Source organism: Mesosutterella faecium (assembly GCF_022809315.2).
Lineage (GTDB): Bacteria > Pseudomonadota > Gammaproteobacteria > Burkholderiales > Burkholderiaceae_F > Mesosutterella > Mesosutterella faecium.
Genome location: NZ_JAKZJU020000001.1, coordinates 1,907,997 through 1,934,979 on the forward strand (window position 1 = coordinate 1,907,997; position 26,983 = coordinate 1,934,979).

The 26,983-nt window shown below is 66.2% G+C and carries 27 protein-coding genes; 15 read left to right on the forward strand and 12 right to left on the reverse strand.

What is annotated here, in order from left to right:
* Positions 1-45: 45 nt before the first annotated feature.
* Positions 46-1,641 carry a hydroxylamine reductase gene (hcp, locus tag MUN46_RS08725; RefSeq protein ID WP_243376312.1) on the reverse strand — a complete coding sequence of 532 codons (1,596 nt, stop codon included), beginning with the start codon at positions 1,639-1,641 and terminating at the stop codon, positions 46-48.
* A 481-nt stretch (positions 1,642-2,122) separates the two neighbouring features.
* Here hcp and nadE point away from each other — a divergent pair, with 481 nt between their 5' ends.
* Positions 2,123-2,890 (forward strand): NAD(+) synthase, encoded by a 768-nt coding sequence (gene nadE, locus MUN46_RS08730; protein WP_243376313.1) that lies wholly within the window; start codon positions 2,123-2,125, stop codon positions 2,888-2,890.
* A gap of 151 nt (positions 2,891-3,041) precedes the next feature.
* Here nadE and MUN46_RS08735 read toward each other — a convergent pair whose 3' ends face one another.
* Together MUN46_RS08735 and MUN46_RS08740 are read right to left on the reverse strand one after the other, a co-directional pair.
* Complete coding sequence (locus MUN46_RS08735) at positions 3,042-3,806, reverse strand: sulfite exporter TauE/SafE family protein (protein WP_243376314.1); 765 nt, start codon at positions 3,804-3,806, stop codon at positions 3,042-3,044.
* Between the two features lie 333 nt (positions 3,807-4,139).
* Positions 4,140-4,589: an Hsp20/alpha crystallin family protein gene (locus MUN46_RS08740; protein ID WP_237977725.1), complete on the reverse strand. Its 450-nt coding sequence runs from the start codon at positions 4,587-4,589 to the stop codon at positions 4,140-4,142.
* Positions 4,590-5,288: 699 nt separating this feature from the next.
* On the opposite strand from MUN46_RS08740, the gene MUN46_RS08745 reads away from it, so the two are divergent.
* Positions 5,289-5,969 carry a RibD family protein gene (locus MUN46_RS08745; protein WP_243376315.1) on the forward strand — a complete coding sequence of 227 codons (681 nt, stop codon included), beginning with the start codon at positions 5,289-5,291 and terminating at the stop codon, positions 5,967-5,969.
* Positions 5,970-6,110: 141 nt separating this feature from the next.
* Here MUN46_RS08745 and MUN46_RS08750 read toward each other — a convergent pair whose 3' ends face one another.
* The 5 genes from MUN46_RS08750 to MUN46_RS08770 form a co-directional block, all read right to left on the reverse strand.
* Entirely contained in the window at positions 6,111-6,560 is a 450-nt protein-coding gene (locus tag MUN46_RS08750; RefSeq protein WP_237977727.1) for an Hsp20/alpha crystallin family protein, read from the reverse strand.
* Positions 6,561-6,739: 179 nt separating this feature from the next.
* The gene (locus MUN46_RS08755; RefSeq protein WP_243376316.1) at positions 6,740-7,498 is read right to left on the reverse strand and encodes a class I SAM-dependent methyltransferase; all 759 of its coding nucleotides are present in this window, start codon (positions 7,496-7,498) and stop codon (positions 6,740-6,742) included.
* 28 nt (positions 7,499-7,526) lie between these two features.
* Positions 7,527-8,306: an ABC transporter ATP-binding protein gene (locus MUN46_RS08760; RefSeq protein ID WP_243376317.1), complete on the reverse strand. Its 780-nt coding sequence runs from the start codon at positions 8,304-8,306 to the stop codon at positions 7,527-7,529.
* Positions 8,307-8,315: 9 nt separating this feature from the next.
* Positions 8,316-9,353, reverse strand: coding sequence for a FecCD family ABC transporter permease (locus MUN46_RS08765; protein WP_285230594.1), 1,038 nt, complete (start codon positions 9,351-9,353; stop codon positions 8,316-8,318).
* A 141-nt stretch (positions 9,354-9,494) separates the two neighbouring features.
* Positions 9,495-10,580, reverse strand: a complete 1,086-nt coding sequence (locus MUN46_RS08770) for an ABC transporter substrate-binding protein (RefSeq protein WP_243376319.1) — start codon at positions 10,578-10,580, stop codon at positions 9,495-9,497.
* A gap of 450 nt (positions 10,581-11,030) precedes the next feature.
* On the opposite strand from MUN46_RS08770, the gene MUN46_RS08775 reads away from it, so the two are divergent.
* Positions 11,031-11,555 carry a hypothetical protein gene (locus MUN46_RS08775; protein ID WP_285230595.1) on the forward strand — a complete coding sequence of 175 codons (525 nt, stop codon included), beginning with the start codon at positions 11,031-11,033 and terminating at the stop codon, positions 11,553-11,555.
* Here the strand turns inward: MUN46_RS08775 and MUN46_RS08780 are convergent.
* The 4 genes from MUN46_RS08780 to MUN46_RS08795 form a co-directional block, all read right to left on the reverse strand.
* The gene (locus tag MUN46_RS08780; protein ID WP_243376321.1) at positions 11,536-12,597 is read right to left on the reverse strand and encodes a hypothetical protein; all 1,062 of its coding nucleotides are present in this window, start codon (positions 12,595-12,597) and stop codon (positions 11,536-11,538) included. The two genes, MUN46_RS08775 and MUN46_RS08780, sit on opposite strands and share 20 nt — an antisense overlap.
* The gene (locus MUN46_RS08785; RefSeq protein ID WP_243376322.1) at positions 12,597-13,064 is read right to left on the reverse strand and encodes a hypothetical protein; all 468 of its coding nucleotides are present in this window, start codon (positions 13,062-13,064) and stop codon (positions 12,597-12,599) included. The genes MUN46_RS08780 and MUN46_RS08785 overlap by 1 nt, the downstream gene beginning before the upstream one ends.
* 146 nt (positions 13,065-13,210) lie before the next feature.
* Entirely contained in the window at positions 13,211-15,529 is a 2,319-nt protein-coding gene (locus MUN46_RS08790) for a YadA C-terminal domain-containing protein (protein WP_243376323.1), read from the reverse strand.
* 344 nt (positions 15,530-15,873) lie between these two features.
* On the reverse strand, positions 15,874-16,566 hold the full coding sequence (locus MUN46_RS08795) for a S24 family peptidase (protein ID WP_243376324.1): 693 nt from the start codon (positions 16,564-16,566) through the stop codon (positions 15,874-15,876).
* A gap of 228 nt (positions 16,567-16,794) precedes the next feature.
* Here MUN46_RS08795 and MUN46_RS08800 point away from each other — a divergent pair, with 228 nt between their 5' ends.
* The 12 genes from MUN46_RS08800 to virB11 all read left to right on the forward strand — a co-directional run bounded on the left by MUN46_RS08800 (position 16,795) and on the right by virB11 (position 26,937).
* Positions 16,795-17,391, forward strand: coding sequence for a hypothetical protein (locus MUN46_RS08800; RefSeq protein WP_243376325.1), 597 nt, complete (start codon positions 16,795-16,797; stop codon positions 17,389-17,391).
* 118 nt (positions 17,392-17,509) lie between these two features.
* Positions 17,510-18,112 (forward strand): lytic transglycosylase domain-containing protein, encoded by a 603-nt coding sequence (locus MUN46_RS08805; RefSeq protein ID WP_243376326.1) that lies wholly within the window; start codon positions 17,510-17,512, stop codon positions 18,110-18,112.
* A 36-nt stretch (positions 18,113-18,148) separates the two neighbouring features.
* Entirely contained in the window at positions 18,149-18,436 is a 288-nt protein-coding gene (locus tag MUN46_RS08810; protein WP_243376327.1) for a TrbC/VirB2 family protein, read from the forward strand.
* A 15-nt stretch (positions 18,437-18,451) separates the two neighbouring features.
* Positions 18,452-18,733, forward strand: a complete 282-nt coding sequence (locus tag MUN46_RS08815; RefSeq protein ID WP_243376328.1) for a VirB3 family type IV secretion system protein — start codon at positions 18,452-18,454, stop codon at positions 18,731-18,733.
* Positions 18,730-21,165: a VirB4 family type IV secretion/conjugal transfer ATPase gene (locus MUN46_RS08820; RefSeq protein ID WP_243376329.1), complete on the forward strand. Its 2,436-nt coding sequence runs from the start codon at positions 18,730-18,732 to the stop codon at positions 21,163-21,165. The genes MUN46_RS08815 and MUN46_RS08820 overlap by 4 nt, the downstream gene beginning before the upstream one ends.
* The gene (locus MUN46_RS08825) at positions 21,162-21,851 is read left to right on the forward strand and encodes a TrbJ/VirB5 family protein (RefSeq protein ID WP_243376330.1); all 690 of its coding nucleotides are present in this window, start codon (positions 21,162-21,164) and stop codon (positions 21,849-21,851) included. The genes MUN46_RS08820 and MUN46_RS08825 overlap by 4 nt, the downstream gene beginning before the upstream one ends.
* Positions 21,852-21,855: 4 nt before the next feature.
* On the forward strand, positions 21,856-22,965 hold the full coding sequence (locus MUN46_RS08830; RefSeq protein WP_243376331.1) for a TrbL/VirB6 family protein: 1,110 nt from the start codon (positions 21,856-21,858) through the stop codon (positions 22,963-22,965).
* Positions 22,966-23,033: 68 nt separating this feature from the next.
* Entirely contained in the window at positions 23,034-23,174 is a 141-nt protein-coding gene (locus MUN46_RS08835; RefSeq protein ID WP_243376332.1) for a hypothetical protein, read from the forward strand.
* Positions 23,171-23,923 carry a VirB8 family type IV secretion system protein gene (locus MUN46_RS08840; protein ID WP_243376333.1) on the forward strand — a complete coding sequence of 251 codons (753 nt, stop codon included), beginning with the start codon at positions 23,171-23,173 and terminating at the stop codon, positions 23,921-23,923. Before MUN46_RS08835 ends, MUN46_RS08840 begins: the two co-directional genes overlap by 4 nt.
* A complete protein-coding gene (locus MUN46_RS08845) occupies positions 23,920-24,711 on the forward strand; it encodes a TrbG/VirB9 family P-type conjugative transfer protein (protein WP_243376334.1) in 792 nt (263 codons plus the stop codon). Before MUN46_RS08840 ends, MUN46_RS08845 begins: the two co-directional genes overlap by 4 nt.
* Entirely contained in the window at positions 24,695-25,879 is a 1,185-nt protein-coding gene (gene virB10, locus MUN46_RS08850) for a type IV secretion system protein VirB10 (RefSeq protein ID WP_243376335.1), read from the forward strand. The genes MUN46_RS08845 and virB10 overlap by 17 nt, the downstream gene beginning before the upstream one ends.
* Entirely contained in the window at positions 25,876-26,937 is a 1,062-nt protein-coding gene (gene virB11, locus MUN46_RS08855; protein ID WP_243376336.1) for a P-type DNA transfer ATPase VirB11, read from the forward strand. The genes virB10 and virB11 overlap by 4 nt, the downstream gene beginning before the upstream one ends.
* Positions 26,938-26,983 lie beyond the last annotated feature (46 nt).

Consider the following 26,983-nt stretch of genomic DNA (forward strand, 5'->3'; position numbering starts at 1 on the left):
TAAGGGGGAGCTGCCAGGGAAGGACCGGCGGGGAGGCTCTCCGGGTCAGCCGAGAATCGCCTTCAGGTCGGCCTCGGGCGTGGTGACAAGCTTCAGGCCGTAGCGATCGGAGAGGACCTTCAGGATCGTCGGGCTGATGAAGGCAGGGAGCGACGGTCCGATGCGGACGTTCTTCACACCGAGGTAGAGGAGCGAGAGGAGAATGGCCGCGGCCTTCTGCTCGTACCAGGAGAGAACGAGGGAAAGCGGCAGGTCGTTCACCGTGCACTTCAGGGTCTCGGCAAGCTTCAGCGCAAGGACCACAGCGGCGTAGGCGTCGTTGCACTGGCCGACGTCAAGAAGACGGGGAAAGGGACCGATATTGCCGAGCTGCTTCTTGAAGAACTTGTACTTTCCGCAGCCCAGAGTCAGGATCAGCGTGTCCTTCGGGGTCTGCTCGACGAAGTCGGCGTAGTACTGGCGCTCCTTTTTGATGCCGTCGCAGCCGCCCACGAGGAAGACGTGCTTCACGGCGCCCGCCTTCACCGCGTCGATGATCGCGGGGACGGCATCAAGAAGAGTCTTGCGGCCGAAGCCCACCGTCACGCTCTGGCCTTCCTCGTCCTCGGCATAGCCCGGCATTTCGAGCGCCTTCCGGATGACAGGAGACCAGTCGCCGTTGGAAATGTGGACGCAGCCCGGCCACTGGACGACGCCCGAAGTGAAGACCTTGTCCTGGTAGAGGCCCGGGTACTGGATGCAGTTCGTCGTGAAGACGACCGGCCCGGGGAAGGCCGGAAGTTCGGCGATCTGGTTCTGCCAGGCGGTGCCGAAGTGGCCGGCGAAGTTCTTGAACGCGCGCAGCTTCGGGTACGCGTGCGTCGGGATCATCTCGCCGTGGGTGTAGACGTAGATGTCGGTGCCTTCAACGGCTTTGAGGATCTCGTAGAGATCCTTGAGGTCGTGGCCGGAAACGAGGATCGCATGGCCCTTCCTGTGCCCGAGGGAAACCGGCGTGGGCGTGGGGTCGCCGTAGGTCTTCGTGTTGCCTTCGTCCAGGAGCTGCATCGCGCGGACGTTAATGCGGCCCACTTCGAGGGCGAGAGCGAGCCAGTCCTCGAGCGAGCGCGAAACGCCGTCAGTCGCGGAGGCGGCAAGGCACTTCGCGGCGGAGACGACCATCGCGTGGTCGCGGCAGCCGAGCTCCTGCGCATGGTAGGCGTAGGCGGCGACGCCTTTCAGCCCGAAGAGAATCGTCTGCAGCGCCGAGCGGACGTCTTCGTTTTCCGCAAACGCATCGGGAGACGGGGCGGTGAGCAGCAGCTCGTCGGCCAGTGACGCGGCCGTGCGGCCGGACTTTTCGCAGCCCGCCTTCGCGCGCAGGTTCTCGGCGGTCTCAAGCACCCGCACCAGCATCGCCTTCAGGGCCGCGGAGTCAAAGTCCACGTTGGTGAGGGTCGAAAAGAGAGCCGAGAAAAGGAGGTCGTCCGCAGAGACGTCGACGACGCCCGCCTTGTCCGCGCAGAGGATCGCCTCGGCGAGCTTTCTCGCGCCCACCACCAGAGTGTCCTGCATGTGGGCGACGGCTTCCGTCTTCCCGCAGACCCCGCCCATCGTGCAGCCGGTGCCGTTCATCGTCTGCTCACACTGATTGCAAAACATGTATTCCTGTCTCCAAAAAAAGCGGCGGGTGCTCCCGCCTGTATAAGATGTATTTTAAATACATATTATCAGAAACTCCGGCGCTTTTCCTTAACAAGCGGACAGAAACGGGACAGACTCCGGCCTTATTCAAATAATTCAATGGACAACAAGCCGTCTTCAACCCGGCGCGAAGGCACGGTCCCCCCTCGCGCAGCCCACGGGCAGACAAGAAGGAGACCGCTGAAATGCAAAATCAGCTGCCCGCCCCGGCGGACAGGGCTGTTTCGAATGCGGCGGCAAGCACGATGTGACCTGCGCCAAATGAATCCCTGCCGCGGGACCGGCCGGTCCGGCAGACCGCCCGCCGGTGAGGAGGCAAAGCCTCCGGTCAGCGGCTCTTCACGGTGTCCGAAAAGCTTATGATGGGCCTTAAGCGCGGGGCACAGAGAAGCGTCCCTCACGAACCGCAAAAGAAACGCAAAACTCAAGGACTAAGGCCGTGCTCACTAATCCCACTGAGACCGCCCGGGCCGTCTCGAACTGGATCCGGGACTATTTCGACCAAAACTGCCCGAAGGGCCGGGCCGTCGTCGGCATTTCCGGCGGCAAGGACTCTGCCGTGACTGCGGCGCTTTGCGCGTGGGCCCTCGGGAAAGACCGGGTGGCGGGCGTGCTGATGCCCGACGGCGCGCAAAAGGACATCGCCGACAGCGAGGCGGTGGTGCGTCTGCTCGGCATTTCCTCGGTCACGATCAACATCGCCGGGATGCACCAGGCCTTCCGGGACGAGATCGCCGCAAACAGCGGCTTTGCGGCTCTCGCCGGCCGGGAGTCGCTTTCCCGCGACTCGGAGATCAACTTTCCTGCAAGGCTTCGCATGGCCACGCTCTATGCGGTCGCACAGTCTCTGCCGGGCGGAGCGCTTGTCATCAACACCTGCAACAAGTCCGAGGACTGGGTCGGCTACTCCACGAAGTTCGGCGACTCGGCCGGGGACCTGAGCCCGCTTGCCGTCTTCACGGTCACCGAGGTGCGGCAGCTTGGAAGCGCCCTGGGGCTGCCCGACTCGATCGTCCGCAAGACCCCCTCGGACGGCTTAAGCGGCCTGAGCGACGAGGCAAAACTCGGCTTCACCTATGAGCAGCTCGACCGGCTGATCGAGACCGGCGAATGCGAGGACCCGGCCCTGAAGGCGAAGATCGACCGGATGCATGCGGCGAACCTCCACAAGCTGCAGCCCATGCCGCATTTCCCGAGAAAAGACTAAAAGGGCCCAAAGACGCCAGAAGGGGCTCTTCCGGTTCGGGAGAGCCTTTTTTTAAGGCCGCCTGGGCGAGCACCGCAATCAGTGCTTCAGGAGGAAATGCGCCGTTCCTGAACTGCGCAGCCGAAGCGAAAAGCGCGCCGCACGGAAGAAGTCAGCGCGGCAGGAAGTCCCAGGCCGTCTTGAGGAACAGCACGGCGAGCACCGCGAGAATGATCGGGCGCACGACGCGACTGCCGTTTTTCATGACGAGCCCCGCGCCGATGTAGTGGCCCGCAATGCCGAAGGCGCCCGCGATGAGTCCGAGGATCCAGTCGACCTCGCCCGCAAGGGCGAACGTGGCCAGAGCGGCGATGCCGCTCGAGAAGTTGACGATCTTCATCTGGCCCGCGGCGTCCCTCACCCCGAGTCCTGCGGCCGCGGCGAACCCAAGCAGCATGAAGGTGCCGGCCCCCGGGCCGTAGAAGCCGTCGTAGGCTCCGCAGGCGAAACCGACGAGGGCGAGCATCCGGCGCCTTCTGCCCTCGTCCATCGGCCGGGAGTCGGGCGAGAGCGTGCGGCGCCGCATCACGAGAACGGCCGCCACCGGCAGGCAGAGCACCAGGAGAATCTGAAAGACCTGCGCGGGGACCATGAGCGCGATGCGGGCTCCCGCGAGACTCCCGGCAAAGGCCGCCGCGATCGGGACGAGGGCGAGCCGCAGGTCGATGAACCCGCCCCGGTAGAGCCTCACGGTCGAAATGCACATGCCCATGCCGCTTGAGAGTTTGTTGGTCCCGATCGCGAGGTGCGGCGGGACGCCGGCCAGAAGATAACCGGGCAGCGTGATGAGGCCGCCGCCTCCCGCGATGGCGTCTACAAGCCCCCCTAAGAAAACGAGCGGGCAGACGATGAGAAGCGTGGTGAAGTCAGGCAGCATGGGCTTTTCTTAAAAAAATCGGGTTCGGACCGCAAGCTCCCCGAAAGGGCGCGGTCCCGCGGCCTGCAGGCGGCAGGCCTGTCCCGAAAGCGGCGGCGCCTAAGGCTTCAGCCGCCGCGGGGCCAGGTCCCTTCCCCGGGGCCTGACCCGTATTGTAGTTAAAGAAAACCACGGCCCCTGCCCGGGCTCCCGGAAGTCCGGGGACAAAAAAGGGCGCCGGCCGATTGAGGCCTGTGCCCTGAGAGAAAAAAACGGGGCCGCCCGCCGGGCGGTCCCGCATCCGCTATTACCGCGGCCCGCAAGGGGTGCGCGCATCAGCGGATTTTCCAGTGCTCACTGGATTGAAATCATCTTGCGTTCAGGCTTCTGAGCCTCGGCTTTCGGAACGTTGATCGTGAGGATGCCGTCCGCGAAGGACGCGCTGCAGTCGCCCTGCTTCACGCCCTCGCCCACATAGAACGTCCTGCTGCAGGAGCCGGTGCTGCGCTCCGAGCGGATGAGCCGCCCCTCCTTCTTGTCCTCATGCTTCTCGTCCTTCCTGGCCGAAACCGTGAGGTAGCCGTCCTTCAGCTCCGCGCTGATCTCATCCTTCTTAAAGCCAGGCAGATCCATCAGCAGCGTGTAGCCCTTGTCGGTCTCGCGCACATCGGTCTTCATCAGACGGTCGGCATTTTTACCGAAAACACTGGCAGCCGGATCCGGGAAGCGGACGCCGGAGAAAACATCAAACGGATCGAAAACGCTGAACGGAGTTTCATCAAAGATAGTCGGAACATTAGCCATAATTCTTACCTCCATTAGGGCCGTCGTCCGAGCGGTCTGTTCTTTTCCGGGAAGCCCTCGCTGCAACCGGCTTCCCGAAGGGGGAAGCGCCTGGTCTTCGTCCTTTCGGACTCCCCCGGGGGCTTTCCCCTTTGCTAACTTTTATATGGGGGCTGACTTTCAATTTTCAAGAGCCCGCCTAAAATTTTTTTCCTCCTAAGCTCTGCCCAGAGCCGCAGCGGAAAGTCCGGCCTGATTCGGCGTGGAACGCTCCCAACCGCTGATCTCGTGCGGACGCTTCTTCCGGCTGCAGAATCCCGCCCGGACCCGCGCCCGCTGAAAATCTTCCTGATGTCCATCGGATCCTTCGTCCTGGTCAGGGCGCGGCGCTGCAGAATGCGGGCTTACGGCGGCTTGGCTGTGCCGCCGTAAGCCCCCTTGCCCGTGCAGCGCTTCATGAAAACCACAGCGCTCCGAGTCCTGGCACAGGATGAGCGGCTGACGGGAACCCCCGGGCGAAGAGCGCTCCCAGACGCCCAAGCGAAGTAAACAGGTGCCGGACGGCTCTTCCCGCTGGCCGCCGAAAGTGAGCCTTGTTATCCTTTACTGGCAGAACGGCAAAGCGTTCGGGCAGCACCGAGGGGAGGGGCGTTTTCAACGGCACCCCGGATTCGGGCGATGCTTTCCAAAAAATCAAATCGACAAAAGGAGTTTCTCAGGATGGCTAAGCCCTATATCGTCTGCCACATGATGATGTCCGCAGACGGCCGCATTGACTGCGCGATGACCTCGAAGATCAGAGGCGTCGATGAATATTACGGGACTCTCCGGGCGCTCGAGGCCGACAGCACCGTAAGCGGCCGGACCACCGCAGAGCTTGAAATGGCGCTGCCGGGAAAGTTTGAATCAAAGTCGGGCGAGCCCTACGGCCACTCGGGCTTTTCAAGGAACCGCAGCGCCGGAGGCTACGAGATCGTTGCGGACAGCGAGGGGACGCTTCTCTGGCCGGATCAGGTGAATGCGGCAAAGCCGCTTCTAGTTCTTACGAGCGAAAAAGTCGGGAAAGAGTACCTCGATTACCTGGACTCGCGGCGGATTTCCTGGATCGCCTGCGGGAAAAGCAAAGTCGATCTCGTCCACGCGATGGATATCCTCACCCGAGAATTCGCGGTCAGGCGGCTGGCCGTCGTAGGCGGCGGCACGATCAACGGAGCGTTCCTCGACGCTGGTCTTCTAGATGAAGTGAGCCTTCTCATCGGCCCCGCGATCGACGGGAGAAAAGGGATGGCCTCCGTGTTCGACGGCATTGCCGGGGACCGGGAGCCCTTCGGGCTCACGCTCAAGTCTCTCAAGCAGTATGGAGACGGCGCGGTCTGGCTTCGCTACGAAGTGGAGAAATGAAAACGAGAGAAGGCGCTCAGGCCTTCCCTTCCGGAGATGAGAAAAGCGCCGCGATTGCTCGCGGCGCTTTTTCCTTTCGGCTTTCCTCGAAAACCCGGGCGAACCCGGCTCCCCGGGGGAGCCTCAGCCGAACCTTTGAACTTACTGAATCGCGATCTTCTGGGTCTGAGGCTGCAGAGCAGAAGCCTTCGGGACATTGATCGTCAGGATGCCGTCTTCAAAGGAAGCGCTGCAGTCCTCCTGCTTCACGCCCTCGCCCACGTAGAACGTGCGGCTACAGGCGCCGGTGCTGCGCTCCGAGCGGATAAGCCGCCCTTCCATCTTTTCCTCGCGGCTCTTGTCTTTCTGAGCCGAGATCGTGAGATAGCCGTCCTTGAGCTCAGCGGAAATTTCGTCTTTCTTGAATCCGGGCAGATCCATCATGAGGGTATAGCCCTTGTCGGTCTCGCGAACATCCGTTTTCATCACGCGGTCAGCATGCTTGCCAAAAACGCTCTCGGCAGGATCCGGGAACCGAACGCCGGAGAAAACATCAAAGGGGTCAAAAGCGCCGAACGGAGAATCTTCAAAGATAGTCGGAACTGAAGCCATAATAGCTACTCCTCATTATGGACCGTCGTCCGAGCGGTCAGGAAATCTGGCGGCCGGGCGGAATCCCCGGCCTATCTGGGGAGAAAGTCCATCGCTCGCGGGGCTCTTTTCGAACCCCCCGGGCTTTCGCCCCTCACACTTTTCAATATGGGGGCCCTTTCGGAGATTTCAAGTCCCGGTCAGATTTTTTCCATCGCGATGAGAAAAAGCCGGGACACATGCCCCTTCGCCCCGGTGACGATCACCATCTGGTCAGGATCGCTCAGTCTGAGCGACAGATCCCGGTCCAGGGCGCGAAGCCTGAGTCCCGCCTTTTTAAGAACGCTGATGTCCCAGTCAGGACGATCCCGATCCGTGACGGGGAGACGCTCGGCGATGTCGTTTCGCTCGCGAAGCTGAGCGGCGGTCTGTCCCGGATGCACGGGCGGCTCTCCGGCCTGATCCGCCACCCGGAATGTCCTGCCGTAGTTTGCGTCGATGTTGACGAAGACGCCGCCGCGCTTCAGGACGCGCGCAACGCCTTCATAGGCGAGTTCAGGCCGCGGCAAGGTCCATGTCACGTTGCGCGAGAAGACGAAATCAAAGCTCTCGTCAGGAAAATCAAGCGCCTGCGCGTCCATCTGCCGAAACTCAATGGAAAGGCCACGCGCCCGGGCATTGCAGCGCGCCTGCTCGAGCATGGCCTCGGAATAGTCGACCCCGGTCACCCGCAGGCCTTTCTGCGCAAGAAGCAGCGCGAAAAATCCCGCGCCCGTGCCCAGGTCGAGCGCGAACTTCGCCCCGGAAGGAACAAGCGGCAGGATCACCTCCTCGTAGAGACCGCGCAGTCTTCCGCCGTACTCCTTCATGCGGGTCGAGCTGAACTCGCGGGCGCGGCCCGACCAGTAGGCGTCGATCCGACGCATGAGCCCGGACTGCGGGCCTTCGGGGTTCTTCATCTCACATCTCCTTTCCTTTTTTCCTCTTTCAAAGCTCCCCGGGCACGCAGGTCCTGCGGCTCGAGCCCGGAATTCCGACCACCGTCACGGGCAGCCCGTAGAGCGACGTGAGCCGCTCCGTGGTGATCGCCTCCGACGAGGGCCCGCAGAAGGCGAAGACCCCGTCCTTGAGCACAGCGGTCATGCCGCCCAGATAGAGCGCGTGGTCCGGAAAGTGGCTCGTCATGATGACGCCCATGCCTTCGTTGACCAGGCGCTGGAGCACCATGAGGAAGCGGTGCTGGTTGCCGAAGTCGAGGTGCGCGGTCGGCTCGTCAAGAAGCAGCAGCTTCGGCTCCTGGGTAAGAGCCGCGGCGAGCATCACGAGCTGCCGCTCGCCGCCCGAGATCTCGGTGTAGAGCTTCTTTTCAAGGTACCCGATCTTCAGGAACTCGAGCTTCTCGCGGGCGATCTCGAAATCGCGCGGCCCCGGGGTCGCAAACCGCGGCAGATAGGCCGCGCGCCCCATCACCGCGACGTCGAGCACGGAAAAGGGGAAGGTCGGGTTGTGCGACTGCGGAATGTAGGCCACGCGGCGCGCGAATTCGGCGACCGAAAACTCCCGGATCGGCCGGCCGTCGATCAGGACGCGGCCCGAGCCGGGCTTTTCCTGCCCGGCCATGCACTTTAAAAGCGTCGACTTGCCTGCGCCGTTCACGCCGAGGACGCAGCACTCGCCCGGGGTTTCGCACTGGAGGGAAAGCCCCTTCAGGATCTCCCGGCTGCTGCCGGGATAGGAAAAATGCAGATTCTCAACAGAAATTTTCATCGCCCGCTCCTACCAGTTCACCTTTTCCTTCACCATGAACCAGGCAAAGACCGGCGTGCCGATGAGCGCCGTCACGACGCCCAGCGGGATCTCCGCCGAGGAAAGCGTCCTGCAGAGGTCGTCGATCGTGAGCAGGTAGGCGCCGCCCAGCAGGATCGACACCGGCAGCAGCCGCCTGAAGTCCGGGCCGGTGAAGCAGCGCGACAGATGCGGGATCACGAGCCCGATCCAGCCGATCACGCCCGCCATTCCGACGGAGACCGCAGCGAGCACGCTGCAGCAGGCGATCACGATCGTGCGGTCCCGCGATACGTCGACGCCGTAGGAGCGCGCCTCGGCATCGCCCACGCAGAGGATGTTGAGCCTCCAGGCGTAGAGCATCAGAAGCGCCATCGCGATGAGCAGCACCGGAATCGAGGCGAGCAGCGCGGTGTTGTTCACCGCGGAGAGGCTGCCCATCAGCCAGAAGACGATCGCCGGGAGCTTGTCAAACGGGTCGGCCAGAAACTTGAGCAGCGAAATCAGCGCCGCAAAGAGGCTTCCCACCACGACGCCGGCGAGAATGAGAGTCACGGTGGAGTTGCGGGCGCGGCCGCCGAACTTAAGGGCGAGCCAGACCGCGAGCAGCGCGAAAAGCATCGCCGAGCCCTGCACGGCCACCGTGGTGCCCACCAGCATGATGGCAAGCGCCGCGCCAAAGCCCGCGCCGTTGGAGACCCCGAGCGTATAGGGGGAGGCCAGCGGGTTGCGGAAGATGCCCTGGAAGACCGCGCCTGCGGCCGAGAGCGCCCCGCCCACCACGATCGCGGCCACCGCCCGCGGCAGCCTCACCGAGACGATGACGTTGTGGTCGAGCTCGCTCCAGGTGGGATCGGGAAACGCGCTGGGGAAGACGCAGGAGGCGAGGATTTTGAAAACCTGGGAAACCGGCACGTGGTACTGGCCAACCGAAAGCGAGACGAGGAGCACCACGACCAGCAGCGCGGCAAAGACCGCGTTCATGAGTCCGGCGCCCCGCTTTGCTGTGGAAAAGCGTGAATTCTTCATATCAAGGGAAAACGGCCGGCCCGCAGAGGCCTGCGGCCGGCCAGGCTCAGAGGGTAAAGGAGCGCTTCAGGCTCCCGTCCGGGGGAAACAGCAGAAACCCCCGGCCCTGCCCGGCCGCCCTTTTTTAAGGGCGGGAAGGCATCAGTGCTTCTTGTAGGAAATGCCGTAGAACTTCTTGTAGAAGTCGTTCACCATCCGGTCGAGGTTCACGTCGCGGAAATGCTCCGGATAGAGCGTCTTCGCGAGCCACACCTCGCCCAGCGCCATGGACTCGGGCGCGGGATTGCCCCAGGGCTTGGTGTAGTCGGGGGCGAGCACGAGGCGGTTGTTCTTCACCGTGTCGATTCCCTTCCAGGCCGGGTCCCTGCGGATCTGGTCCAGGATCTCGCGGTAGCGGCTCTGCACGAAGATCACCTGCGGGTTCCAGGCCGCGACCTGCTCGGGGGTCACCTGCTTGTAGCCCTTGAGCGTCTCGGCCACGTTCTTCGCGCCGGCGCGGGCCATGGCGGCCCCGACGTACTTGCCGGTGCCGTAGGTGAAGCCCTTCTCGTTTGCCATGAAGACGCGGATGCGCTTGTTCTCGGGCACGCGCTTCAGGTGCGAGGTCACGATCCGGCGGTTGGTCTCAACCGTCTTCCAGAGCTCCGCGCCGCGCTTTTCGGTGCCGGTCGCGCGGGCGAGGAGTTCGATCGCCTGCTTGAGGCCCTCGGTGTAAGCCGCGTCCGGATTCACGAGACTCGGGTGGATGGTGGAGGCCTGCTCCTTGTCGGCGACGTAGAGCGTGATCGCCATCACGGGGATGCCAAGCGCGGTCAGGCGGTCGACCGTCTCCCTGGGCATCTGGTTGGAGACCACGACGAGGTCGGGCTTGAGGGCCGCCACCTGCTCGACGCTCGCGCTCTTGAGCGACCCGGGCTCGGGCAGCGTCTTGATCCGCGGCATGATGTCGGCGAAGCTCGAGTCGAGGAGGTTGTCCCACTTCTGCATGACGCCCACGACGCGGTCGGTCGCGCCAAGCTCCGCGAGGATGTCCAGGGAGTGGTGCTGCAGGACCACGATCCGGTTCACGCGGGCGGGGAGCTTCACCGTGCGGTGCATCTGGTCGACGAGCGTGCAGCTGCCGGCGGCCGGGGCCGCGGCGGCGGGAACGCCCGAGAAGGCGATCCCCAGGGAGAACGCGGCGGCAAGCCCGCTTAAAAGCACACGGCGCGAGATTTTAAGCGTCATAGTTTACATTTCCTTAAAAAAATTAAAGAGATATTTCGTTATTCTTAATATGAAGAACGATTATTGAATAGCGGATTGTACTCACTCGCCGGTGTTTTGGAACAGGGCTTCCCCCTAAAACAGGCTTTTCAGGGGCGAAGTGAGTCAACTCACTTTCGCTCTCCGGCCTCGAAGGCCGGTCTTTACCACTAAAGAGATAGATTGATGAGTCCATCCGCCCGGCCGTCCCGCCTGGGACAGAGAATCGCTCAAAAGGGGGATGGCCGGGCTGGACAAAAAGGCATCCTTCTGTTTTAATTTAAGTGTCAGGGCCATTGCTGTGGCTTTTACACGCTCCTTTAAGTGTTTCTTTCGCAGCCCGCGGCTTTTACCGCGGGCTTTTTTTGCCCCTGTTCTATACCTTTATGGGTATTTTTCTTATTTTTCTGCCTCAAGGGCCCTTCCTTTACAATGGGTCAAAAAACGGAGGTGCAGGCAATGAAGCGGCACTTTGGAACCACACTTGCGGCCGCCCTCGCGCTCCTTGCGGCGGGCTGCTCCAGCGTTTCGCTCGGAGGGGGCTACGGCGGCTGGGGCGGCAGCCACGGCGGCTGGGGCGGAGTCGGCGTCGGCATCAGCCTGGACGATCTCTTTTCGGGCCCGAAGGACGCGGCCCTGCCTGAGCTTCGGTCCGGAAAGGCTGAAATCACGGGCCTGAAGCTGCGGAAGGCCTCCGACGCCGAATACCGCCTCACCGGCACGGGCGGCAGCGGCGGGGACAAGGCGCTTCCCGCCCTCGTCTCCATTCCCTGCGGGGATCCGGCGCTTTCGGGCACCCCCGCCCTGCGCTTCAGCTTCCTGCTGCAGCCCGGGCGCGGGAGCCGCGTGGAGGCGGTGACGCGCGAGATCCCGCAGGGCTGCAGGCCCGATCCCTCCCGCGCCGCGCTTGAGATTCAGGCCGAAAGCGCGCCCCCCTCTAGCGCTGGGGACCGCTGAGGGCCCGCTCCCGCTTCTTTTCCGCAGGCGTCTCCTCCCGAAGCGCCTCCTGCTCCCGCTGCCTTGCGAGGCGCTCCACGGTCGCCTCCACGATCGAGCGCACGGGAGGCAGCGCTCTGTAGTATTCGGCGAGCCGCCCCGCGAGCTCCAGGTCCCCAGGGCTGCCGCTTTCCCGAAGCTCCCTGATGAACCCCGCGGCGTATCCCAGCACCTTCACTCTGTTGCGCCGCATCATATCGGCCACGGGATCGGGCTCGGGCCTGCCCTCAAGGGCCTCGCCCACCTGGCGCAGCACCTCCCTGCGGCCCGAAGGCGACATGTAAAATCCCCCGGACTTGTTCGCGGCGTAGGCCCGCCGCAGAAGAAACTGACGGCGCCTCCCCCGCGTGCAGGGCCGGGTTGCGTTCGCCTCGATCCCCCGCTCGATGAGCCTGGAGGCGAAGTCCTCCCGCAGCAGCCTCAGGCCGCCAGGACCCACTCTGAGGACCCGTCCCCCGCGCCAGCTGCGGTGTCGGCAGAGCAGGTGGGCGTGAGGCCTTCCCTCGTGGTCGTAGTGGAAGCACACGACCCAGGGCCGCTCCCGGATGTGCTCCCGGGCCCAGTCGAGCACGGCCGGCTCAAAGCGCTCGCGCGGCACCTCCCCTGATATTCCGAGAATCACCTGGTCCAGCGCCCGCTCTTCCGGGCGGAGCTTCGCGTCGCCGGAGCGCCAGGCGAGAATCGTCTTTTCAAGAGCCTCGCCCGTCCTGTAGACGCAGCCTTCCTCGTCATAGGCCGGGACCCGGCCGCTGCGCGAGATGTACCTCGTGTAGTGCAGGACCTGGGCTGCGCTCGAGCAGACCGGAACCGCGTAGGCGCTCGTAGGAATGTTGCAGAGCACAGAGACCTCGGGCCAGCCCTGCACCATGCCCCAGGCCTTCTGCCGGGCTGAAAGCCTTCTGAATTCACCCAGCCCGGCCGGAGCAGGGAGGACGGCGCGGTCGTCGAACTCGTTTTCGGGATCGCGCAAAGCGCCCCTCACCACTCCTTTTGCCCTTCTCATCACGCCTCCCTGCGCGGCAGAAGCCGCGCCCTGCTCTCCGCGGCCTCGGTCACGCGGCGCGCGGCCGCCGCGCAGGCTTCGAGCATCGCAAGCATGTTGGGCACCCCGGCCAGGCAGCGCTCGAACCCCCGCGGGGCCTGCCCGCAGTCCAGCGCCATGATCGCGGCGGCCGAGGTCTGCGTGAGGCCCGCCGCGCATTTGCTGAGCTCGAGCTGCACGGAGCGCAGGAGCGCCGCCTCCTCGCGCGTGAGGTACGGCCTCGAGAGGAAATACCCCCGCAGCACCCGAACGACAAGATCCGACCGGCTGATGCCATCCTCGTGCGCCCTCGACTTCAGAAGCTCATACTCGGAGCCGGTGAGCGTGAGCTTCAGCCTCACATGCTCCCGCGTGTGCTCGGGCGCTGAGCCAAGCCTCGCCGCGGGCTTGTCTCCCTTCATTTCCCTCATGGATTCAACTTCCTGCATTCCGGAATTCCTTCAAAGATTTCACAAAATCTGTCTAATTTTCTACACATAGAAAAGCTTCTTTTCTCCGGGCCGCCCCGCCCTGATCAGGCCCTTTTGGGCTTCGCTGCGGGCTGAACCGGCCCGGAAGGCTTTCGCCTGCGTCCTCACTTCGAGTCCCGGCCGCTTCCCGGCTCTTCAACGCGCGCGAGCAGCGCCTCGTTTCGGGAGGCAAGGGCCGCGAACTGCGCCTTCAGGTCCCGCAGCTCCACGGCCTGGTCCGCGAGCTTTTCGCGAAGCGAGGCCGCGCTCTCGGATTTGGCCGAGGGGCCGCCGAAGCGCCAGGACACGCCCAGGTTCACCATGTGGTTGTCGGACGCGGAGGCCGCGTAGCCCGCCGAAAACATCAGGTTTTCGGTCGGGCGCAGGAACGCCCCCACGGCGACCCCTTCCCGGCTCTTGAAGTGGCCGAGCCCCGCCGCGATGCTGAAGCGGTGGCTTTCGTCGTAGTCCTGGGGATGAAGGGCGGCCAGAGCCGCAGCCCCCGCTCCCACCTTGGCGAGGTCTTCCTGCAGCCCCGAGATGCTGTGCCGCAGGCCGCTCTGCGCTTCATAGAGCTGAGAGCCGTTCACCGCGTCGGTCGACCCGGGGGCGACGCGCCCCGCCCCCAGCCCGGTGATCCGGCCGCCGCCCGCGTCGATCCCCTCGCCCGTGATCACCACGGAGCGGCCCGAGCCGCCCACGGAAAGGCTCTGGAGCGAGAGGTTGGGATTCACGGCCAGGCCGTAGGCGCGGCCGCCTTTGCCGTTCACGCCTTCGCTCACGACAAGCGTGTCGTCCGCAGATTCAAGAGTCGTGTGCGCTTCGGCGACCTTTCGCACGCCTTCAAGCGCCGTATAGACCGTGCCGCCGCTCACGACTCCGGGGTTTTTATCCGCCACCTCGCCGTCCGTGACGACGGAGACCCGGTAGCTGTCGGGGGCGGCTCCCGCGCCCGCGGTCTTCTCGACCGAAATGTGGCTGCCCGGGGCCACTTCAACCGCGCTTCGGGCGATGTCCCGCACGGTCTGCGCGCTCTCGTCCGAAAGCTGCAGCCCGCCCTGAACCTCAAGGCCGCCCTTCACCGCGAGGTTTCCTGTTGCGGTGTCGCCCAGCGTCGACTTCCCCGCCTCAAGGCTTCCCGTCGTTGTTTTGCCCGCGGTCGTGGTGTTCCCCGAGACCGAGGCGTCGCCGTTTACTGCAAGGTTTCCGGTTGTGGTGTCGCCCAGCGTCGAATTCCCCGCTTCAAGGCTTCCCGTCGTGGTTTTGCCCGCGGTCGTGGTGTTCCCGGAGACCGAGGCGCCGCCGTTCACTGCAAGGTTTCCGGTCGTGGTGTCGCCCAGGGTCGAGTTCCCCGCCTCAAGCGTTCCCGTTGTGGTTTTGCCCGCGGTCGTGGTGTTCCCGGAGACCGAGGCGTCGCCGTTCACCGTGAGGTTTCCGGTCGCGGTGTCGCCGAGCGTCGAGTTCCCCGCCTCGAGGCTCCCCGTCGTGGTTTTGCCCGCGGTCGTGGTGTTCCCGGAGACGGAGGCGTCGCCGTTCACCGCGAAGTTTCCGGTCGTGGTGTCACCAAGGGTCGAGTTCCCCGCTTCAAGCGTTCCCGTCGTTGTTTTGCCCGCGGTCGTGGTGTTCCCCGAGACCGAGGCGTCGCCGTTGACCGTGAGGTTTCCGGTCGTGGTGTCGCCCAGCGTCGACTTCCCCGCCTCGAGGCTTCCCGTCGTCGTTTTGCCCGCGGTCGTGGTGCTGCCAGTGACCGTCTCATTGCCGTTCACCGTGAGGTTCCCGGTCGTGGTGTCGCCCAAGGTCGAATTCCCCGCCTCGAGGCTTCCCGTGGTGGTTTTCCCGCCGATCGAGGCGTCCCCGCTCACGCTGAGCGTCTGCCCTGAGAGGGCGCTCCCGCCCGAACCCGAGCCGGTGCCGAAGAGGGCCTGCGCCGACCCCAGCAGCTGCGCCGCCTCGTAGGTGACGCTGATGTTCTTCGTGTCGGTGCTGCCGCCCGTGTTCACGCTTTCCGTGTAGGTCTTGGAAAGGAGGTAGACGTTGCCGCCCTTGAGCGTGGTCGTGGTGCCGCCCGAGCGGTTGTCGCGCGGCGTCACCGTGATCGTCTTGTCATTGGCGAGGTAGACGAGGACGTTCTGCGTGCCGACGAGGTCCCCGTAGCCGCTCACCTCCATGTTTCCGCCAAGCGCGATGGAAAAGTCCTGCGAAAAGTCGGGGCCCGAGTCCGCGCTCCAGTGGCTCGAGATGTAGCTCGCAAGCTCGGACTGCTTCACGCTGCTGTTCACGAGCGAGGGCAGCGGATTGGCGGAGCTTAAGCCCCCGTCGTTGGAAATCTGGATCTGGGAGGCCTGCGCCGCGCCCGACAGCGCGATGGCCGCAGCGGCGGCTGCGGCGGCGGCAGACAGAATCGCTCGGGGGAGAGCAGCCTTGCGGCTTTTGTTTTTCTGCATGTTCGTCTCTTTTGTCTTCAGGGGCCGGGCCGGGGGAAATCAGGGCTTCACGCCCTCCCCTCCCGCACCCCGGGTGGTTGGTAAAAAAGCAGAGCTGGTATAACTCTGCAACGGAATTATGGTTTATTTTATACATATGCGGCGCAGTTTATAGTCATTGTTTGACTAAAATCAAATTAGAAAATATAGAAGCGCAGAGCGCACCCGCGGCCGGGCTGCGCGAAAAAAGGCTTTATCGGCTTTACCCGAAGAAAGCGCCGGGGGCGCAGCCCGCAGCTGCGCCCCCGGTTTTTGAGAAGTGAGTTCCCGGAGGAAACCGGGAGAAAAGAGACTGCTCTTTTTTTTCAGAAGACCCGCAGGCGGCTCACGGCGAGCACGGCCCCGAGCACCACAAGGCCTTTTTCAGCCATCGCGGCCGGGATCTGCTCGCGGGGAAAGCGCGTGTTTTCGTAGCTGATCGAAAGCGTGCCGTCGAGCAGCGTCTGCAGCCTGCAGCAGCGCAGCCGGCCGTTGTAGAGGACGGCATAGATGCCGCCCGCAAAGGGTCCCGCGGCGTCTTCCGCCGCCCGCTCGATCACCACCGCGTCGCCTTTTTGAATGAGGGGATCCATCGCGTCGTCTTCCGAGAGCGCCGCGACGCACCCCTCCGCGCTGATCCCGCGCTCGGCGGCCCAGGAGGCCTCGAGAAGCACGGACCGGGGCGCGGCCTGAGGGTCTTCGCTCCAGCCGGCCCTGCCGTCGGTGAGCGCGGGCCTGGAGATCGCAAGCCTCAGCACGCGCTCCTCGGGGGCCTTGTCGGCCCCGTGCTCGTGGTCCATCCAGCCGCGCTCGAGCCGCAGCTTGTCCTCGATCTCGCGCGCCACCGCATCGCCCATGAGCCTGATGTGCCCGTTCGAGAAGCGCGTCCCGCTCTTGATCTGCCTTAAGGTCGAATCCGCCCTCGGCCGCCCGATCGCGACATTGAGGTCTCCTACGCTCTTGAACTGCCGCAGCAGCTCCATCAGGTTTTCATAACGGATTTCAGAGGCGGTTTTCATTTTGGTCGCGGCCGCCGTTGGCAGGGGCGGCAAGAAAGTCCTGGTTGCCCGCATTTTAACAAAGCGCCGGCCTTTGTGTTTGAAAATCTACTTCTCACTCGTTTGACTTTGCGCGATCGAGATATATAATTTCTAACGATGAAAAGTTATAAATAGATTTTAAACTCGTCAAAAAACAACCCTCCGCAGGAGGAGCTGCCCCCGCGCGGAAGGAAGGAGGAAAAAAGCATGAAGTCAGTCGGATCAAAGGCGGCCTGGGCCGCCTCAGGGCTTCTCGCCCTCAGCGGGAGCGCCGGGGCGGCAGGCCCCGCAGAGCTGCTCACGGGCGAAGAGCGCTGGGGGTGCGAGGTGCTGCTCTGCCTCTCGGACCCGCGCGGGCCCGAGGCCGAAGCCGAGTGCCGGCCGCCTGTCGAAAGGCTCTACCGGTCGCTGCGGTCGCGGCACCCGCACTTTCCGAAGTGCCCCCAGGCGGGCGCAGGAAACTACGCCGAGCGGGTCTCGGACCCCTTCGACCCCTGCGGGCCCGAGGGGCTCGAGGACGCCCCCGAGGGCTATGTGGCCGAGGGCCGGCCCGAAGGCCGGGGGAAATGGATTTTGTCCTCCCCGCCCGCCTGGAACAGCGCGGGAGGCGGCCGCGGGGCGCTGCGCACCAAAGCCTGCGTCTCGGGACGCGAGGGGATTTACAGATGGAGCGAAGACAATGGAGACAGCCATGAAGAGAAAACAGCCGTCGTCTACCGGAAGGTCGTCTGGATGCGGGAGCAGTCCCCGCGCGCGATCGACCTCTACCGCGGGGGAGACCTTGTGCGGCGGCTCCGCTACTAGCCGCAGGCCGCCGCCCCGCGGCGGGCTCATAAGAGAAAAGGGATCCGCCCAGCCCGAAGCGTTCGCGCGCTTCGACACTCCCCCGAGCTTTTTTGGCCTGGCAGATCCCCGCCTCATTATGAAGCTTTTCGCGCCGGCCGTGGCCTGCGCGCTGCTCTGCTCAAACCCGGCCCCGGCCGCCCCGCGGCTTCAGGGCCCGGAGCTCTCGCGCCTCATCCGCTCCTGCGCCCCGGGGGCCGCCCCCGACACGATGGCGGCGCTCGTGCGGGTCGAGTCCGGCGGCCGCCCCTTCGCGGTGGGCGTGCGCGGGGCCCCGGTCCCGCAGCCCGAAAACCTGGGCGAGGCCCTCGCGGCCGCCTCGAGGCTCGCGCGCGAAGGACGGGTCTTCGCGCTGGGGATTGCCCAGATCAGCGCGCGGAACCTGAAGCGGCTGGGACTCGACTTCGAAGCCGCCTTCGACCCCTGCAGGAGCCTTGAGGCCGGCTCGCGGATCCTCTCGGAGTGCTTCGCGCGCTCGAAGGCGCCCACGCAGGCCCGCAGGCTCTCGGAGGCCTTCTCCTGCTACTACTCGGGCGACCTGAAGCGCGGCATTGCGCTGGGCTACAGCGAGCGGGTCGCCCGTGCGGCGGGCCTCGTCCCGGGCGCGGCCTGGAAACCCGCCCCGGCCGCCCCCGAGGCTCCGCCAGGCGCCGCGCTCCGGACCTCTGCGCCCCTTTTCTGAACTTTTTTTTCAGTCAGACAACACAAGGACTTTCCCATGAAAAACCGCATTGACGCGGTCCAAAGGACCGCACTCGCCCTTTTTTCGGCCGCGGCCGCCTCTCCGGCCTGGGCCGCGAGCGGCACGAACAACGTGAACACGCTCTTTACGACGATCCTCACCACGATGCAGGACGTCTCCTCGGTCATCGCGACGATCGCCTTCGTCTACGCCGGCATCAAGATCCTCTTCATCCAGGCGCCGCTGCGCGAGGTGGCGGGCCCCATCATCGGGGGCGTCGTGATCGGGGCCGCGGGCTGGCTTGCGAGCCTGCTGGTGTCGTGAAGGGAGGGCTGCGCCATGGACATCACCTCCCCCATCTTCAAGGGGGCGACCCGGCCCGCCTGCCTCTTTGGCGTGCCGATCAAACCCTTCATCGGGGTCACGCTCGGCTGCTTCATCGCCGGGATGTGGACCTGGATCCCGGCCGCGCTCGCCTGCGTGCCGCTCATCGCCCTCATGCGCGAGGTCACGCGCGAGGACGACCAGAAGTTCCGCGCGATCGCGATCCGGCTGCGGCTTTTCGGGCTGCGGAGCGGCATCGTGCGCTTTGCGCCTACGGCGCGAAGGAGGCTCCCGTGAAAAGCCTAAATCCGCACACGGGCCCCGCGCTCGAGGACTTCATCCCCTACTCCTCCCAGCCCGCCCCCGGGATCGTGATCGGGCGCGGGGGCGAGCTCTACGCCTCCTGGCAGCTCGAGGGCGTGCCCTTCGAGGGCGAGGACGACGCCGAGCTCGACCGGGGCGCCTCGGAGCTGAACCTCCTCTACCGGAGCCTCCCGCCGGGCAGCGCCGTCACCTGCCACAGGATCCGCCGCGCGTTCGAGGACGAGCTTTCGGCCCCCACCGAGCCGGGGTTCGCGCGCGACTTCGCCCGAAGCCTCGCGGCTGCGACCCGCAGCCTCATGAAGACCGAGCTCTTCGTCACGCTCGAGGGCCCCGCCCCGGCGGCCCCCGGCCGGACCCTGAGGCTCATCCCCGCACCCGTCCGCGCCGAGGCGCTGCGGGCCCGGATCGAGGCCTTTTCCGAGCTCGCCCGCGGGTTCGAGCGGGCGCTCTCGCGCTTCGGGCCGCGCCGCCTCACCGAATACCGCCGGGGAGGCCGCCTCTTTTCTTCCCAGCTCGGGCTCTACAACGCGCTTCTCACCCTCGAGCGCCAGCCGGTGAGAATCCCTCCGGGCCCGATATACGGCGCGCTCGGGAACGCGACGCTTTTTGCAGGCAGCGACCTCCTCGAAGTGGAGTCCGCCACCGGCCGGCGCTTCGCCTGCGGCCTTGAGATCAAGGACTTCTGCGAGGCCTCGGACCCGGGGCTGCTCGACGCGCTCCTTTTCCCCGCCGCAGGACCCGCGGGCTCCAGGAGCGGCTTTATCGAGACCCAGGCCTTCAGGATCCTCGGCCGCGCCGAGGGCGGGCGCTTCCTCAAGACCCAGCAGAGGCGCCTCATCGCCTCGTCGGATGCCGGGGTGACGCAGGTCTCGGAGCTCTCCGAGGCGATGGACGGGCTCGCCTGCGGCTCTTTCGTGATGGGCGAGTACGGCTACGGGCTGCTCCTTTTAGGCGAGAGCGCCGATGCGGCCCGGCGCGCCGCGCTCGACGCTGCCGAAAAGATGAAGGGCGAGGGGCTGCTGCCCTACCGCTCGACGCTCGCGCTTCCGGGGCTTTACTTCGCGGGGCTGCCCGGGAACTTCTCCCTCATGCCCCGCGCGGCCACCCTCACGTCGGTGAACTTCGCGCACCTCGCGCCCTTTCACCGGCTCAGCTCGGGCAAGCGCGACGGGAACCCCTGGGGCGAGGCGCTCATGCTGCTTCGGACGCCCTCCTGCGAGCCCTTTTACTTCAGCTTTCACGCGAGCCGCGCGGACCGCTCGAGCCTGGGCGAGAAGTCGCTCGGAAACACGGTCGTGATCGGCTCCTCGGGCAGCGGCAAGACCGTTTTTCTCAACGCCTGCGCGGCGCTCGCGCAGAAGTACAGAACCGAAAAAGAGCCTTTCTCCCTGGTCTTCTTCGACAAGGACCGCGGAGCGGAGGCGGCGGTCCGGGCGCTGCCCGAAAGCGCCTATCTCAGCTTCACAGCGGGCGAGCCCACGGGGCTCAACCCCTTTGCGATGGAGCCCACCGAGGAGAACCTGTCCTTTCTCTTCGAGCTCGTGCGGCAGCTGCTCGAGTCCGAGGGCGGGCCCTTAAGCCCCGCCGAAGGGGCGCTCTGCTCGCGCTCGATCCGGGCCGTGATGGCGCTGCCCGCGGGCTGCAGGCGTCTTGCCGCCGTGCGCCAGAGCCTGGTGAGCCGCAGCGGCTCGGGCGGAGAGGAGGACCTGGCGCTGCGGCTCGCGCCCTGGATCGAAGGCGGCGAATTCGCCTGGGTCTTCGACAACGACCGCGACACGCTCGACTTCACGGAGCACGAGAACATCGGGATCGACGGCACGGCCTTTCTCGACCGCCCGAAGATCTGCGGCCCGATCGCCTTCTATCTCCTTTACCGCATGGAGCAGGCCCTGGACGGCCGCCGCTTCGTGTTCTTCATGGACGAGTTCTGGAAGTGGCTTCGCTCCGAGTCCTTCTCGGGCTTTGCCGTGAACAAGCTCAAGACCGTCCGCAAGCAGAACGGGCTCGGGGTCTTCGCCACACAGTCGCCCGCCGACGTCCTCACCTCGAAGGCCGCCCGGGACGTGATCGAGCAGTCGGCGACCCAGGTGTTCCTGCCGAACCCCCGGGCGACGGAGGCCGACTACGTGGAGGGCTTCAAGGTGCCGCGCGACCAGTTCGAGATCATCCGGGGACTCCCGGAGAGCTCGCACCGGATGCTCGTACGGCAGGACGGGCGCGCATCGCTTTGCAGCTTCGACCTCTCGGATCTCCCCGAGGCGCTTTTCGTCCTCTCGGGGAGCACCCGCGGCGTGAAGACGCTCGAGGGTCTCATCGGGCGGGATCCGGTTTCGCCCGTTCCGGCCGAGAAGTGGCTCCCTGCATACCTGCGCGCCATGAAATCCCAAAAGGAGGAAGAGAAATGAAAAAAGCCTGGTTTTTACCGCTTCTTCTTGCGGCCTCGCTTGAAGCGCGCGCCTCCGGCATCCCGGTGGTGGACGCCGCGGCGCTCTCCCAGTCGCTGCAGAACTACCTGCAGCTCGCGCAGCAGTACCAGATGCTCGTGAGCCAGTACGAGCAGCAGCTGCGCGCCTACCGCTCCATGAACGGGACGCGGGCCCTGGGGCGGCTGCTCTGGAACCCGGCGCTGCAAAGCGCGCTGCCGGAGGACTTCCGGGAGACGCTGCGCGCGGCGGCGAGGTTGGGCGAGGCGGGACTCACCGCCTCGGCGCGCCGCCTCTACGACGAGTCGGGGGCGGGGCAGCGCTGCGAGGCCTACGCCGCGCGGGAGCGCCTCTCCTGCCTGCGCGAGGCCGCGGCCTCGGCCCAGGCGCTCGACCTCTTCGGCCGGGAGGCGGAGACGATGTCGCGCCGCGCAAAGACGATCGAGTCCCTGATGGACGCGATCAACGGGGCGCAGGACGCGAAGTCGACCGCGGACCTCACGGCCCGGATCGCCGCCGAATCGGCCGCGCTGCAGGCCGAAAAGCTCCGGGTAGACGCGCTTCGGGCAATCGCAGAGGAAACCCGGCTCGAGGCCGGCCGGGAGGCGCGCGAGGCCGCCCGCAGCCGCTTTGCCGTGCGCGCGGACTGGAAAAAGCATCTGGAGTGAAGCCATGGGAGCGTTCGAAAGCTTCGGACTCGCGGTCGAGTCCCAGATCTCGGGCTTTTCCGAGAGCGTCTCCACGCAGCTCATCGCGGGGCTCGGCCCCATCGCCGCCGCCTCGATCACGATCTACGTGACCGCGCGGGCCTGGGCGATCCTGATGGGGCGCGAAAACGGCGCGATCGGAGGCCTCATCCTCTCGGCGGCGCGCTGCGCGCTCGTCGCCTTCTTCGCGCTCAACGCCGGGAACTACGTCTCCTACGCGATTTCGGCCGTGCAGGGGCTGGAGGCCTGGCTCCTGCAGACGCTCCCCGGAGCTCCGAAGAGCGCCTGGGCCGCGATCGACGCGCTCTGGGCGGCCTGCGCGGGTGGGATCGAGTCGCTCTGGGGGCTGCTCGACGCCTACGGGATGACGCACCTGGGGGAGGAAATCCTCACCGCGCTCTGCGTGGTCGCGATGACGGTGCTCGGGGTGCTCCTCACCTCGGCCTCGCTCGGGGTGCTGCTCCTCGCGAAGATCGCGCTCGCCCTCACGCTGGGGTTCGGGCCGGCGTTCCTGTGCTGCCTCATGTTCCCCGCGGCCCGCGGCTGGTTCGACCCGTGGCTGCGCTCGACCCTCACCTACGTCTTCACCGTCGTGATGGCCGGGGCCGTGCTCCTCTTCTTTTCGGGGCTTTTCACCGAGCGGATCGCGCGCATCTCGGCCGCGGCCTCGGGCAGCGGCGGTCCCGACGTCTTCGGGGTCTGGCTCGAGCTCGGGGTGACGCTCGTGATCACGCTCACCGCGAGCTCGATCATCCGGCTCATTCCCTCGATCGCGGCCGGGCTCGCGGGCGGGGCCTCGATGCAGGCCGTGGGGCTGGGCTCGATGCTGGCCGGCGCCTTCGGGCCCGCCCGGGCGGCGGCCGGCGCCGCAGCAGCAGGCTTTGGATTCGCAGCCGGAAGCAGTTCAATCGCCGCTGCCGGCCGAATGATCCTCGGCCGTCGGGGGCTCGAGCAGACAGGGGCCCTTCCGATGGCGGCACTCGGCGCCGCGGCGGGCGGCGCGGGACGGCTCTCCGCCGCAGCGGCCAGACGCCTCTCGCGCACCCTCCGGGGCGCGGGAGGAGGCGGCCCGTGATTCCGCCCCCCTTTCCACCTCTTTCCCGCTTTTTTCAAAGACAAAAAGACACTTAAAGGAGAAACCCAATGAAATCGCCACTTCTTCACTTCGCCGCCGCGGCCCTCGCGGCAGTGCTCCTCGCGGGCTGCGCCTCAGGCGCCCCCGCGCTTCCGGAGCCTGCAGGCGAACGCATTCCCGTCAATGTTCCCTCGGGAGGCGCGTCATGAAGCTGCCCCGCATTTTCCAAAGAAAGGCCTGCGAGGAAAAGGCTGCCGCTGCGGCCTCTCCGCGCCCGTCCGGCGCCGAAGCCTTCACATTTGAAGCCGCCCGTGAGGACCTCGCCGCAAAAAGCGAAGCCCGGGCGTGGCGCTGCGCCGCGGGGCTCGGAGTGCTTCTCGCGCTCGAGGCGGCGGCGCTAATTGCGCTCCTCCCGCTTAAAAGCTCGGTGCCCTTCGTGGTCCAGGTCGACCGCAGCACAGGCGAGTCCGTGGTGCTGCCGATCGCGAACACGCGCGAGATCCCCGCCTCCGAAGCGCAGGACAAGTACTGGCTCGGCCAGTACGTGCTCGCCCGCGAGTCCTACGACTACCGGACGCTTGAAAACGACTACATCAAAACCCGTGAGCTTTCGACCCGCTCGGTCTTCGAGCCCTACGCCTCGCAGTTCGGGCAGAAGGAGGGGTCGCTTGAGAAGCTCTACGGCGACAGCCGGGAAATCCGCGTGAAGCTCCTCTCGGTGGTCCCCAACGGCAACGGCGTGGCCACCGTGCGGTTTTCCAAGACCCTGCGCAGCACCCGCAGCGGCCTCGAGGAAAAAGAGTCGCGCTGGACCGCGACCCTGGGCTACGAGTACCACCCCGAGTTCAAGGCGACCGAGGCCTCGAGGCTCGTGAACCCGTTCGGCTTCCGCGTGACCTCCTACCGGGTGGACGAGGAGGTGGGGCGCGAGCCCGAGGCCCCGAAGGAGGCGTCATGAAGCGCGCGCTTTTCCCGCTGCCCGCCGCCCTGGCGCTCGCTTTTTCGGCAGCCGGGGCGATGGCGGGGCCCCGGGTCGAGGAGCGGCTCTACGACCCGGGCGAAGTGGTCCCGCTTGTGGCCGCCGGGGGTGTTGTGACCACGGTGGTCTTCGAGCAGGGCGAAGTGATCCGGAGCTTTGTCTCGGGCTACAGCTCGGCCTGGTCGTTCGCGGCCGAGGGCAGCCGCCTCTACCTCAAGCCCAAAAGCCCGAAGGCCGCCACAAACCTCACGGTGGCAACCGACCGGCGCATCTACCTCTTCGACCTCCGGGTCGCGAAGAACCCCGCGAAGGCGCTCTACCGGCTCACCTTCCTCTACCCCGCGTCCAAGGCGAAGCGCGCCGCACAAGGCGCCGCAGGAGGTGCGGCCCGCCTACCCGCGCCGGGCGCGGCCCTCAACGGGAACTGGTCGATGCGCCTCGGGCGCGGCCCGCAGTCCCGGGCCATCGCCCCGGTCTGGATGGCGGACGACGGGCGCTTCACCTACCTCAGGTTCGCGCCGGGCGCGGATCTTCCCGCGGCCTTCTGCCGTCGGGGGGAAGAGGAGTCGATCGCGAACTTCCACCTCGAGGAGGACGGGACGCTCGTTATACACGGCGTGTGCAGCGAAATGAGGCTGAGGGCCGGCCAGGCCGTGGTCGGGCTCTATGCGGAGGGCGAGCACGGAATGAAGAGCCGGAAGCCGGCCGCGCTCAAAGCCGAAGCCTCGGAAAAAGCAAAGGAGGACGACGATGAAAGCGGAAGATGAAAAGGCGGGCAAGCCCCTGCCCGACCAGGCCGGAGTGACGCACCTTGACGCGCGGGCGAAAAACCTGAGGGCCGCGGCAGCGGCGGCGGCCGCCGTGGCGGTCCTCGGCGCGGCCGCAGGGCTCGTCTTCTGGAAATGGGCGGGAAGGAGCGGGGCCGCCGCGCAGGGCCCCTCCTCCGGCGCCGGGACCGGAGCGCTCGAGACCAGCAGCAGGACGCTGAAGCTCGAGCCCCTGCCGGAAAGCGCCCTCGCCCCGGGGAGGAACGCGCGGGTAAAGCCCGCTTCAAGTCCCGCGGCGGAGACTCCACCCTCAGGGGAAAAGCCCGCGCAGAGGGCTCCGGCGCACGCTTCGGTTCCCGCTCCGCTCCGCGTCCCCAGCATCCGCGGGGCCGCGGAGCGGGAGGCTTCGGAGGCCGGCCCTCGCTTTACCGATCCGCTCGAGGCCGGAAGGGGACAAGCCCCGGGCGGAGCGGCAGCCCCGGCTCTCAGGCCCGGGGGAAAGACCGCTTCGGCGGCCGCCCCGCGGGACGACGACGCGAGGTTGCAGGCCACGGCCGCGCCCGGAGCGAAAGCCGGGCTCGTGCGCGGCCGCAGCCTCAGGATCGCGCGCGGCACGGCAATCGAGTGCCTCCTCACCACCCGGATCGACACCACGGTGCCGGGGCCCGCGGCCTGCGTGATACCGCGCGACGTTTATTCGAAGGACGGCAGGACGCTGCTGCTCGAAAAAGGCTCGAAGGCCTTCGGCGAGTACCGCGGCGCGGTCCAGCACGGGCTGGCCCGCATCTTCCTCCTCTGGACCCGGATCGAGACCCCGCGCGGCGTCGCCGTGAACCTCAACTCGCCCGCGGCCGACGCGCTGGGCGGGGCGGGCCTTGACGGCACGGTCGACCGCCACTGGTGGGAGCGCTTCGGAAGCGCCCTGCTCTTTTCGCTCGTCTCCGACGCCTTCGACTTCGGGGTCGCGCGCGAGACGGACGCAAACGGAGGCGTCAACTACTACGCGAACACCTCGGAGAGCATGTCGGGGCTCATCGCCGAGGCGATGCGGCACGCGGGCGACATCCCGCCCACGCTCACGCGAGCCCAGGGCACGAGGCTCACGATCATCGCCGCGCGCGACCTCGACTTCAGCGGCGTGTATGCCGCAGCGGGGCCCCGGCCATGAGCCGCAGCCTTGCGCGCGACGCGACGCTCACCTTCGAGCTCGAGCCCCTCGCGCCCTTTCTCGAAGACCCGGCCGCAACCGAAATCTGCGTGAACGGCCCGGGCGCGGCCTTCGTTCTTGCGGGCGGCCTCTGGCGCGAAGAGCCCTGCCCCGGACTCACGTCCGGGCGGCTCTCGGACCTCGCCAACGCGGCCGCGGTCTACGCGGGCCGGCCCTTCGGGAGCCTCTCGCCGCTGCTTTCGATGACGCTGCCGGGCGGCGAGCGGGCGCAGTTCGCGGGGCCCCCGGCCGCGCCCGAAGGCCGGCTCTACGTCTCGATCCGCCGCCCCGCGGACCGGGTGCGCACCGTGGACGAATTCCTGCGCGAGGGCTTTTTCGACGCGCCGGAGCCGCTGAGTCGGGAGGATCCGGGAGAGCTCGGCCGGCTTTTCTCGCGCGCCGAGGCCGGAGGTCCCGGGGCGCCCGCGGCCCGGGCGCAGTTTCTCAAGCTTGCCGTGGCGCTTCAGAAAAACATCGTGATCGCGGGCGAGACGGGCTCGGGCAAGACCACCTTCATGAAGGCGCTCATGCAGGAGATCCCCGCCTCGGAGCGGATCCTCACGATCGAGGACGTCCCGGAGCTTCGCGCGGGGCTGCCGCGGCACCGCAACCAGGTGAACCTCTTCTACCCGCCGGAGGCGCGCGACGGCGACCCGCTTTCGGCCGGGCGGCTGCTGCGGGCCGCGCTTCGCATGAAGCCCGACCGGATTCTCATCGCGGAGCTGCGGGGCGCTGAGACCTACGAGTTCCTGAACGCCTGCCTCACCGGGCACGGGGGCTCGATCACCTCCTGCCACGCCGGAGGCTGCGAGGAGGCCCTCGAGTACCTGCTGCTCAAGGTGCTGCAGTCCGAGGCGGGCTCGAGGCTCACCGAGCCGGCGATCCGGCGCCTGATCGGCCTCACGGTGGACGTGATCGTGCACGTGAGCGCCCGCGGCCCCCGCCGCCGGGCCGACGAGATCTGGTACCGGAACGCGCCGGGAGGCGAAGGGAATTCCAAACAGGGCGCATCAATTTAATTCAACAAATTTTGTACATAAAAACGCTTTTAAAGGAGCTTCATCA